This is a genomic window from Haliscomenobacter sp., from assembly GCF_041740695.1.
Lineage (GTDB): Bacteria > Bacteroidota > Bacteroidia > Chitinophagales > Saprospiraceae > Haliscomenobacter.
In genome coordinates, this window is the sequence record NZ_JBGSLK010000043.1 from 88,608 (window position 1) to 100,497 (window position 11,890).

Below are 11,890 nucleotides of genomic sequence, written 5' to 3' on the forward strand. Positions count from 1 at the left end.
TGGTGTCTAAGGTTTCTTAGGTGGTGAAAATATTGCTCCGCAAGGGGCTTCTTTCACCACCTAAGAAACCTAAGACACTGAAGACACACCTAAGAAATGCAATCAATTCAAGCCACTCGAAATTTTCGGGATTTGCTGCACAAACTCCGAAGGGTTCATCCCAAACTGCTTTTTAAAACACTCCCGGAAGTACTTCAAGTCCTGGAAGCCGACTTTATACGTCGTTTCCGCCACCGAATAGCCTTTCTCCAGCAATTGTGCTGCACGTTTGACCCGGATGGTGCGGATAAAATGATTGGGTGATTCGCCCGTGATCGCTTTGATTTTGCGGTAGAGTTGCATGCGGCTTACTAGCAATTCGTGGCTCATTTGCTCTACGGAGTAATCGGGGTTTTCGATGTGTTTTTCCACCAGCGCGATGCATTTTTCCAAAAACTGTTTGTCGAGGTGGTTGATGCTGAGTTCCGCGGGTGAGATATCCACTTCGTGTTTGCGGGCAAACTCCTGGTCAAAATGCCGCTGGATGCGTTCCCGGTTGTTGAGCAGGTTGCGGATCCGCGCCTGCATGAGGTCAATGCTGAAAGGTTTGCTGATGTAGTCATCCGCGCCGGTGTCGTAACCTTCCACCTGATACATTTGGGAGGAACGTGCGGACAACAAAATCACCGGAATGTGCGCCGTCGCTTCCTCCTGCTTTACCTTGCGGCACAATTCGAACCCGTCCATTTCCGGCATGATCACATCCGAAATGATGATATCGGGAATGTATTTGCGGGTTTTTTCCAGCCCCTCTTGCCCATTTTCCGCCTCAATCACTTCGTAATCGGGGTGCAGGCTTCGGCGGATGTAGGTACGGATGTCGGCATTGTCTTCCACCACCAACACCAGTGGCTTGTCGGAATGAATGGTTTCTTCCTGCGCAGTCTCTAGCAGTACTCCATTTTCATCATAAGGATAATGGCCGGAATCCTCGGGATCGCGGTAATTGAATTTGATGACTTCTGGCGGGAAATGGTCCTTGCCCAACGGCAGTTTCACCACAAATACCGAGCCTCGGTGGATCATACTGTAGGCCTCAATGTTTCCTTTATGCAATTCAACAATACTTTTCGCCAGCGCCAAACCGATCCCGGTGCCTTGTCGACGGCTGCCGTGTTGGCTCGAACGCGCCCGATAGAATTGTTCAAAAATATGGGGCAGTTCTTCTGCGGATATGCCAATGCCTTCGTCTTCCAGGGAGAAAATCACCTGTTTGTTGTCAGTGTCCAGTTTCAGCTGAATGGTGCCTCCGTCGTCGCTGTATTTGAAGGCATTGGAAAGCAAATTGAAGAGTACTTTCTCCAGGAGGTCGCGGTCGACCCAGGCTTTGAGTTCGTCTACACTGGCGACAAAATTAAACTGGATGTTGCGGTGCCGCGCTAAATCGCGGAAGGCAATGGCGATGTTTTTGAAAAAACGCACCAAATCCATTTCTACCACTTCCAGGTGCATCAAGCCCTCTTCAATTTTACGGAACTCCAGCAACTGGTCGATCATTCCCTTCAATCTTTCGGCATTGCGGTACATCAAGGTGTACATTTCATGGGTGGTAGGATCGGTTTGTTCCCGCTTGAGGAGGTCTTCCAGGGGCGAAAACAACAAAGTCAGCGGCGTGCGCAATTCATGCGAGATGTTGGTGAAAAAATGGATTTTCATTTGTCCAATTTCTTCCGTTTTTTCCCGCTTAAAGGTCTCCATTTTGACCTGGTTGCGCAGTTTTTCCCGTACCAAAATACTCTGACGGTACACTCCAATCGCCGCCGCAATCAATCCAGCGTAAATGAGGTAAGCCCACCAGGTGAGCCAAAAAGGAGGCAAAATTCGAATCTTGAGCCGGGCGGGTTCTTTGGCCCACAGCCCATCATTGTTGGCGGCTTGGACTTCAAAGGTGTAACGCCCTGGAGACAAATTGCTGTAGTGGGCAACCCGCTCCTTGGCCGTCGAAGGAATCCATTGCTCGTTGAAGCCCAAAAGGCGGAATTTGTATTGATTTTTATTGGGTTCCAAAAAGTGCATGGCAGCAAACTCGATGGAAAACAAATTCTCGTTGTACCGCAAAACCAGTTCGGGCGTAGATCCAATGCTTTGCTGAAGAATCATCCGATTGTGCGCCTGATCGCCCACTCCGACAGACTGGTTAAAGAGCCTGAAATCCACCAATTCTACCGTAGGCGCGATCGGGTTTTCGCGAATTTGGTGTGGCTGAAAATACAAAACACCACTGTTGCTGCCGAAAAATACATATCGATCCTGAGTATAAACACTCACATTGGAATTGAAAAAATTGGAAGGTAATCCATCTTGAGTGTCGAAGACCCGAGCGTAATCCTTTTTCCCGGTTTCCGGTGAAAAGCGGCTCACACCTCGGGTCGAAGAAACCCAGAGATGACCATTTTCATCCTCCGCCAGGGATTGAATGATGTCATCGGGCAGGCCGTCTGCTTTGAAGTATTGCTTAAATGTGCCTTTCTTTTGATTCCATAAGTTGAGGCCATCCTCGGTACCGACCCAACTGCGTCCAAATACATCTTTCCAATAACAATTGACAAAATTGCTGGAAATGGTGCTGGCCTGGGTTGGGTTATTCGTAGATTTACGCAAGAGTTTTTGAGGAAAGCCTTCCTTGTCCAAAAGCAGTTCAAGCAATCCTCCACCCCGAGTGCCCACACAGAGGACATTTTCACCCGCTTCATTTTTGTATTCAAAAGTCAGCACAATTGGAAATTGATCCAAATTTACCCCACCTTTCATCTTGCGGTAAATGTGAAAAGTTCCTTTTGCCGGGTCGTGTCGAATAAGTCCACCCGCCCAGGATCCGATCCAAATCAAGCCCCGTGTATCACCCCAGACACTCATCAGGTAGTTGTGACTCAGGCCATTTGCTACGGTGTATTGTTTGCGTTGAGTGGGATTATCAGCATTAAATACGATGAGGCCTTCGCCTCGGGTACCCGCCCAGATGTTGCCTTGTTTATCGGCGTGTAGGGCATGGATAAAATCCGCCTGGCCACCCAGGGAAATCCGCCGGGTTGTTACTTGTTCTTTGTTGCGAATGATTTCAAAAACCCCTTGCCCAAAACTTCCAGCCCATACCCGATCATTCGCATAGGCCATACTGTTGATGCTGACGTCTTCGGGGAAATGAATGGCGGCAAAGGGATTGCGTTGGAAATTCATTTTTCCCACCCCCTTGTTCGTACCTACCCAAATCTGCCCAACCTGGTCTTCACAAAGGGTCAGTACGGTACTGGCATGTAAGCTGCCACTTTGTTTGGGAATGTGAAAATAACGTTTAAAAATACCTTTATCGGGAATGTAATAGTTCAAACCATAATCAGAGCCCACAAAAAAGCCACCATCTCCTTGCTGAGAGGGAAAAACAATACTGGTAGTCAAATTATTCGATAAGCCATCCGGCGAAGCTTGAATGTGCTGAATTTGGTTGCTGGCAAAATCCAAACGCTTAAGCCCGCCGCGGGTAGCGATCCAAAAGAGGTTGTCTTTACGCGGATCTTCGACAATGTCGTAAACGTGGTTGTGAGCAGGTACTTGACTGGCCACAGCTCCTATGGGAACAACCTCCATCCGGGTGATGGAAAACCGCCCCACGGCACTCAATATGCCTCGGTATACGCCGTAAGTGGTCGCAAACCAATAAGAACCATCCCGACCCCGGATGGTTTTTGCAAGTTCCGCATTGGTGATGGGAGAATCTTCAAGAGGCGTAAAAGTATGATCTTGATTCAATACGCATAAACCAAGCGCGGTACCTACCCAGATTTTCCCCTGGTCATCCTGAAAAATGCTACCTACTTTGTTGTCTGGCAGCGATTTTTTTTGCTTGGAATCGTGTTGATAAACCTTGAACTGTTCGGTCGTTCGATCCAGGCGATACAATCCGGTATTTTCGGTCCCTACCCAAAGATAACCTTCCCGATCTTCGTACAAAGCAATGATTTTTTCGCCCTTGATTTCATCTGGAGAGGTAATGGTGAGTTTGAATTTTTTCAAATTGTAGCCATCGTAGCGGTACAAACCATTCCAGGTTCCGATCCACAAAAAACCTTGTTTGTCCTGGTACATGGCGGTTGCAGCCACGTTAGACACCACCATGTCTTCTGGCAAACGGCTAAAAGTGGGCTCTTGCGCACTTGCAGCACATACCCAAATCCACAAAAAAAGCAGCAAAATCCCGATACGTTGCATGATCGATGATGTAGATTCGAAGAATACGAAAAATAACAAGTCCTTTACTGCACCACAAAACGTACCACCGTAGCCCGGTCTCCCTGGCTCAAGCGCAACAAATAAGCACCTGGCACCAAACCTACCGTAGATACAGCCTCTACCTGCCCTGTCGCACCAATGATTTTTTGGCTTGTCAATTGCCCGCTGACGTTGAACACATCGATCCGATATTCACCACTTGGCAAATTGCGGGTATCCACATGTAAAACGGCGCCAATGGCCACCGGGTTAGGGTAAATATTGATAGATACATCGAGGGAAACTTCCAAGGTGGGAACAGTTGTATCATCTTTTTCAACGATGAAAGCCAAGTTCCACAAAAAATCGGGAACGCCAAAATTTAGTTTACCCCCTTGGGTATTGAGTCCTTTGAGGGTAGTTTTCACCTCTCCCGTGGTACAATCATAAAAACTGACCTTGTAGGTGCCATCCAGGATGTCATTCAAAGTCACGCCCCCATTGATGATCGAAGCGGGAATGCCCTGATCGCGCACGTGACGCCAGTTGTACTTGGCATTGTGCACCCAGCCCGCGGCCATATCCCGGTTGGCAGCCTGTACAGCATACACATTGTGCGGCGAGGTAGCCACCCCTTCAATTTGGTAGGCGCCGATGTTGATCCAGTCGGTACCCAGATTATCCACTTTGATGCGGTGCAAACCTGCGGGCACATCGATGCTAAAGGTGGAATTGATGGCGGCATTGGGATTGTCTTTGATCAATTTATCGTCGAGGTAAATGGCTACCGAGGGGCCCTGGCCTTTGCCGCTTCCCGTCCTTACTTTGAATTTTCCACCGCCAGGGAGAAATACTTCAAAAGTGGGGGGATTGCGCAACTGGGTATTGAATTGCGAGCCATACAAAAAGCGCCCCAAACGGGCGTTCGCAGGGCTGATGGCTCCCGTTTCATCCACCACAATTTTATTGTCAGTGGCCTGTCCCCAATCCGATACCGGGGCAATGGAGAGCTCGCCGCCGCCACCACCTGTACTGCGGGCACTGGCGGGTTTAAAATTGCCTTGCAACAAAGGGACTTTGGCCAGTACCTTACTCAAAGGCGTGAACAAGGGGTACAAATTGCGGGGTTCCACGTAACTGTCCCACCACCAGGTAGCTGCCGCCCCCAGTGCGCCAGAAAAAGCAGAAGCCCACATGGTATTGTGGATGTGGATGCCATTGGGGTCGATATTCGACAAACCTTCTCCACCCACACTGATGCCAAATTCACCGCCGTAGGTTGGTTTCCCAAAAGCGTTCAGGTTGTCGAGGCCTTTGCCCGACACCGCTTTTTCGATGTTGTCCACTTCCGCATAAAGGTGATTTTGGGTAAAATCCATCGAGCTCAAGCGCCACAATTCGGGGTCTTCTTCTCCACCGTAACTGGTCGTGACGAGGTGTTTGCGAGCGTCAAGTTTTTTGAGGTATTGGCCCATCTCATCGTGCCAGCTGCGCACGGCATCGCGCACTGGGGCAGTGGAAAACTGATCGGTAAAACTTACTTCGTTAAACAGCTCCCAGGCCATCACATTGGTACTGAAGCCCCAACGCGCTACGATGTAACGCAGGCGGTTTTTGTGCAGGTTTTTTGCGGCAGGGAGGTCAAAAAAATTCCAGGTTTGGGCACAAGGGCCACCGTTGGCCGTATTGTAGGGGTTTTCACTCCAGTTGGGGTTCACATTGGACGAAACCTGACCGTGGTGATTGATGCAAAACATCATGTAAATCCCCTGGCGGGCGCATTCTTCCAGCATCCAGTCGATGTGCCAGGCGTTGTTTTGGCGGTAACGTTTCAAGCCTTCAAAGCCGTTGCCATTGCGCCACTCGATGCCCAGTCCCCAATGCGCCAACCAGAGCCGCATAAAATTGGACTGAGCAGCACCCATCGAACCCAACCATTTTTTATAATCCAAATAGGCATTGCTGCGCTGCCAACATACGTTTTGGCCCACTGGAATGTAGGGCGCTCCACTGTCGAAGGAGAGGTAGTTGGTGGTATTTTTGCGCACGAAGCCGGGACTGTCTGAAGCAGTACATTCAAAGCTACCGCTGACTGCTGCGCTTTCACCAGCGGCTGTTTTGACTTTCACAATAAAATTCCAGGTCCCTATTTCCGTGGGAGAGAACCGGATGCGAAAACCCGCATTGCCCGCTACACTCAGGTTACCCGAACTGGTATTGAGGCTAAAATCCTGCATGTAAAAGCCATCCACGGTATCTTGTTTGCCACTTGGCGCTAAAAAAATGCCACTGAGGGCAATTTGATCGTAATCGTAAGGGTTGGAAAAAGTAGCGCTCAGGTCGACCAGGGCTTCAAATTTTTGAAACTTGCCCACACTGTTGCTCAGCGGGTTAATGCTGTTGATGGTAGGTGCTTGTGCGCCAAGAAACAATGACGTCAGAATCATGAAAGCCAATGTAAGTATTCCTTTCATAAGCAGTGGAGCTTTTTGCGATCTTTAAGCTTGGTGTTAACTTGGGCAAAGATAAGAGTCGGCTCCGTTTTTGCGCAGGGGGAATCTTGCAAGGATGAGGGGGAAATGGAACATAATGGTAGTGGATGTAAAAAAATCAGTTTTGCCTCAAGAGTAAATTCCTAATTTTGGGCTTTCACCAATTCACTACTATGCGCGTTCACCTGCTTGCGATATTGGGTCTAACTGTTTTTTTGGGAGCTTGCCAATCCTCCTCCTCCCCCAAAACCAACGAAGTCCCCCCCATCACCGCCGACGAGCACTGCTACTCTGGCGCATCACCTTATGGCACCCATGCCGATTTTCTCATTGCCGATTTACTGGAAGCAATCGACAAGATCAAACCCAATCCCGCCATGGCCAAAAGCCTGGAAGGTATGGTCGAAATCAACGGAGGGCAATTCGACATGGGCGGCGACAATGAACAAGCTCGAACGGATGAATTCCCAAAACACCCCGTAGCAGTCCAGGATTTTTGGATGGACGCCACTGAGGTTACCAATGCCCAGTTTCAAAAATTTGTGGAGGCTACTGGTTACGTGACCGTTGCCGAGCGAGACATCGATTTGGAGGAACTCAAAAAACAAGTGCCACCAGGTACCGAATTACCCAGTGCTGAAGAACTACAACCATTCTCTTTGGTCTTCAAAGCGCCCAGCAGTGGCAACTTACAAACCCTGGCACCCAATGACTGGTGGCAGATGGTCAAAGGGGCCAGTTGGCAACACCCGCAGGGGCCAGCATCGAATATTAAAGGCAAAGAAAAGCTCCCCGTAGTCCACGTTTCTTGGTACGATGCGGTCGCTTATTGCAAATGGGCAGGAAAACGCCTGCCCAGCGAAGCAGAGTGGGAATACGCCGCCCGTGCCGGGGAAAGCAGCAACATTTACCCTTGGGGAAAAGAACCCGTCAGTGCTAAAATGGCCAATTTTTTCCAGGGTGATTTTCCGGTCAAACAGCTCAACGAGGATGGATACCTGCGACTAGCACCCGTCAAATCCTTCCCCGCCAATGCCTTAGGCTTGTACGACATGGCTGGCAACGTCTGGGAATGGTGCGCCGATTGGTACCGCCCGGATTATTATGCCGAAAAAGCACAATTGTTGCGGAACCCGCAAGGCCCTGCCGACAGTTATGATCCTGACGAACCCAGTACACCTAAAAAAGTAGTCCGCGGGGGATCATTCCTCTGCAACGATACCTATTGCTCCGGCTATCGGGTAGCGGCACGGATGAAAAGCAGCCCGGATACGGGTTTGGAGCATACCGGGTTTAGGTGTGTGCGGGATAAAAAACAATGATTTAGTTCAGGGAAGTTGAGAAAGGTTTGGGAGGTTTAGGCTACCGCAGCGACTTAGACAAGATCTTTGTCAAAAACGTTGCGGTAGCCTAAACCTCCCTCAACCTCCCTAAACTTTCCTCAACCTGCTTAACAAATGACCAAAACAGCAAACCACCTTCTCGCAGTACTCACTGCTGCCGAACCACTCTTGCGGCAGCTAAGTCCGGCCCTGGCCCAGCAAAAACCTCGCCCCGACAAATGGTCGCCCAAAGAAATCATCGGGCACCTGATCGATTCCGCCTGCAACAACCAGCAGAAATTTGTACGCACGATGGCCACTCCAAAATTGGAATTTCCAGGTTATGCGCAGGATTTTTGGGTCAGTGCGCAACATTATCAGGAAGCTGAGTGGTCGACTTTGGTTGATTTATGGATCGCTTACAATCGCCATTTGGCGCATGTGATTCGACATGTAGACCCGGCCACTCTTCAGCACGCCATATTGATCCAGGGTGCTGTCCCTTTCACCTTGGGCTTTATTATGGCTGATTATGTGGAGCATTTGAAGCACCACTTGTTGCAGATTTTCCCGGAGGGGCCTTTTGAGAGTAAGTTCGCGAATGTGTACAATGCATAGCTAAAGCAACATATCTTTACCACAAATTGCCTCTCTAGAGGATCTAAACGCACACTCAACCAATGAAAAAAGCCATCTTATCCAGTTTGTATTGCTGTTTGCTACTGAGCTTCAGCATCCATACTTTTGCGCAAAGCAAACTAATCGAGAAAGTAGAACGCAAGGGCAACGAACTCGTGATTTCCTACGAAAAGTATGTCCTGGCCAACGGCCTCACCGTGATTGTTCACGAAGACCATTCCGATCCGGTTGTACACGTCGATGTCACCTACCACGTTGGTTCGGCTCGGGAAGAAATTGGAAAATCCGGTTTCGCCCACTTCTTCGAACACATGATGTTCCAGGGCTCTGACAACGTAGCGGACGAAGAACATTTCAAACTCGTGACCGAAGCAGGCGGCACCCTCAATGGCTCCACCAACCGCGACCGTACCAACTATTACGAAACCTTACCCAGCAACCAAGTGGAGATTGGTATCTGGCTCGAAGCCGATCGCATGGGCTTCTTGTTGGACGCCGTAACCCAGAAAAAATTTGAAATCCAGCGTGCTACCGTGAAAAACGAACGCGGCCAAAACTACGACAACCGCCCCTACGGTTTGGCGGGTGAAGTGACCAGCAAAAACCTCTACCCTTATGGCCATCCCTATTCCTGGCTGACCATTGGCTACCTCGAAGACCTCAATCGGGTGGATGTCAACGACCTCAAACGATTTTTCCTGCGCTGGTACGGCCCCAACAATGCAACCCTGACTGTGGGTGGCGATGTTACTCCGGCTCAGGTGCTCAAATTGGCGGAAAAATATTTTGGCAGCATTCCTCGTGGCCCGGAAGTGCAAAACATGCCCAAAATGGTGCCCGTGCTAGAAGGCGACCGCTACATTTCTTACGTAGACAATTACATCCGTTTCCCCCGCTTGCAAATGACCTTGCCCAGCGTGCCTAACTACCATTCTGACAAGGCTGCACTAGACTGTTTGGCTGCTTTGATGGCTCAGGGCAAAAACACTGTTTTTTACCAAAACTTCATCAAAACCCAAAAAGCCCAACAGGCCAGTGCCTTCAACTCGGGTGTGGAATTGAGTGGAGAGTTCAGTATCGGCGTCCAACCCACTCCTGGCCAAACCTTGGCAGATATTGAGGCTTTGATCCGCAAATCCATCATCGATTTTGAAACCAAAGGGGTCAGCGACGAAGAAGTGGAACGCTACAAAGCCCAATACGAAGCCCGGAGCATCAATGCCTTATCCAGTGTATCTGGCAAGGTGTCTCAATTGGCCGCTTACCAAACCTTTACGGGCAATCCCAACCAGTTTCCAGCTGAATTGGCCAACGTACGCGCCCTCAGTAAAGCGGACATCCTGCGGGTGTTCAACCAGTACATCAAAAACAAACCAGCGGTTATTTTGAGCATTTTGCCCAAAACCGGGGACGTGAAACCCGCTGCTGCCGATGGCTACAAAATTGACGAAAGCAAATACGTAGCGCCACCCGATCAATACGCGGGTTTGACTTATGTTAAAGCCAAGGACAATTTTGACCGCACCAAAAAGCCCGTTTCGACTACCAATCCAAGCATCACTGTACCCACCCTCTGGCGCTCCAAAATGACCAACGGCATCCAGATCATCGGTACCCAGAATACGGAAGTCCCCACCGTTACCTTGTCCTTGAGCATCAAAGGTGGGCAAATGCTCGATCCGATTGAAAAGGCTGGGTTGGCTAACTTGTGCAGCCAAATGTTACGGGAAGGCACCGAAAACTACACAGCAGAAGCCTTCGAAGATGAGTTGCGCAACCTCGGCGCCAGCATCAACGTGGGCGTCAGCGAAACTGCCCTGACTTTTTCCATGAATACCCTGGTCAAAAACCTGGACAAAAGTTTGATGCTCTTTGAAGAGCGGCTGTTCCGCTCCAAATTAAAGGAGGAAGACTTCAACCGCCTCAAACAAAATACCATTCGGGGCATCATCAACAGTTCTACCCAGGCCGCTGCCGTGGCATCGGATTTGTTCAACACCATGATTTATGGCAAAAAGGACATCCGGGGTTATGCCATCGATGGTACTGAAGAAACCGTAGCCAAAATCACCCTGGCGGATGTGGAGCAATTCTACAAAAACAACCTTTCGGCGCCCTTGAGCAATGTAGTGATTGTAGGGGACGTAAAGCAAGCCGATATCCTGCCTAAGCTGTCATTTTTGAATAAAATGTCGACAAAAGCTGTGGCACTTCCAGTATTCAAACCCGTGGTCAAAACCGAAAAAGCCAAAATCTACCTCGTAGATCAACCCAAGGCGGCCCAATCGGAGATCCGCATCGGTTACCCAGCCATGGCTTTTGACGCAACGGGGGAATACTTCAAAGCAGGTTTGATGAACTACAACCTGGGCGGTTCTTTCAACAGCCGCATCAACTTGAATCTGCGCGAAGACAAGGGGTATACCTATGGTGCTCGTTCCGGCTTTTCTGGCGATCTCGGCTGGGGAACTTTTGTGGCCAGCGCTGGGGTGAAAGCGACAGCAACCGATAGTTCTGTAGTAGAATTCATGAAGGAAATCAACAAGTTCCGCAATACGGGCATGACTGATGCTGAACTAGCCTTCCTGAAAAGTTCAATCGGCCAACGGGATGCCCTACGTTATGAAACGGGTTTCCAAAAAGCAGGATTTTTGGGCCAAATCGCTAAATACAACCTTCCTGTCGATTTCACCAAAAAACAAAGCGACATCATCAAGTCTATCACCAAAACGGAGTTGAATACCCTGGCCAAAAAGTTATTGAAGCCAGAAAGTGCTTACATTTTGGTCGTTGGCGACAAAGCCCTGATCAAACCAGGTTTGGAAAAACTGGGTTATGAAGTGGTGGAGTTGGATAAGAAAGGTAATGAGGTGGTGATTAAACCATAAAACCTTCAAGTGCCTTCAGCTCATAATTCCTGAGGTGTCCCTAAAGTGTCTCGGGTGTCTAAGGTGGTTCAAATAAAAACTCTTACGCGCAAGCGCTAAGAGCATATATTTTTTTCACCACCTTAGACACCCGAGACACTTTAGGGACACCTCAGGAATGTTACATCAATAATGGAATTTTTCAGCAACCTAAGTATTTATCAATTTACCTCAGCCTGATGTTTACCGGGTCCCAATTGATCACCCGCTTCTGCTCCGCACTCATATTCGCCGCCAGCGAAGGCCCTTGCTAAACAATTCATTT

At 49.2% G+C, this 11,890-nt stretch carries 5 protein-coding genes; 3 read left to right on the forward strand and 2 right to left on the reverse strand.

Annotated elements, in window-relative coordinates; translation table 11 throughout:
- Positions 1-102: 102 nt before the first annotated feature.
- Together ACEW9O_RS09290 and ACEW9O_RS09295 are read right to left on the reverse strand one after the other, a co-directional pair.
- Positions 103-4,245, reverse strand: a complete 4,143-nt coding sequence (locus ACEW9O_RS09290) for a two-component regulator propeller domain-containing protein (RefSeq protein WP_373549876.1) — start codon at positions 4,243-4,245, stop codon at positions 103-105.
- A 44-nt stretch (positions 4,246-4,289) separates the two neighbouring features.
- On the reverse strand, positions 4,290-6,719 hold the full coding sequence (locus tag ACEW9O_RS09295; RefSeq protein ID WP_373549877.1) for a DUF5060 domain-containing protein: 2,430 nt from the start codon (positions 6,717-6,719) through the stop codon (positions 4,290-4,292).
- 191 nt (positions 6,720-6,910) lie between these two features.
- Between ACEW9O_RS09295 and ACEW9O_RS09300 the strand changes: the two genes are divergently transcribed.
- The 3 genes from ACEW9O_RS09300 (at position 6,911) to ACEW9O_RS09310 (ending at position 11,586) form a co-directional block, all read left to right on the forward strand.
- Positions 6,911-8,059, forward strand: coding sequence for a formylglycine-generating enzyme family protein (locus tag ACEW9O_RS09300; protein ID WP_373549878.1), 1,149 nt, complete (start codon positions 6,911-6,913; stop codon positions 8,057-8,059).
- Positions 8,060-8,194: 135 nt separating this feature from the next.
- Positions 8,195-8,677 (forward strand): DinB family protein, encoded by a 483-nt coding sequence (locus ACEW9O_RS09305; RefSeq protein WP_373549879.1) that lies wholly within the window; start codon positions 8,195-8,197, stop codon positions 8,675-8,677.
- Positions 8,678-8,739: 62 nt separating this feature from the next.
- The gene (locus ACEW9O_RS09310) at positions 8,740-11,586 is read left to right on the forward strand and encodes a M16 family metallopeptidase (protein WP_373549880.1); all 2,847 of its coding nucleotides are present in this window, start codon (positions 8,740-8,742) and stop codon (positions 11,584-11,586) included.
- The last annotated feature ends 304 nt before the right edge of the window (positions 11,587-11,890 follow it).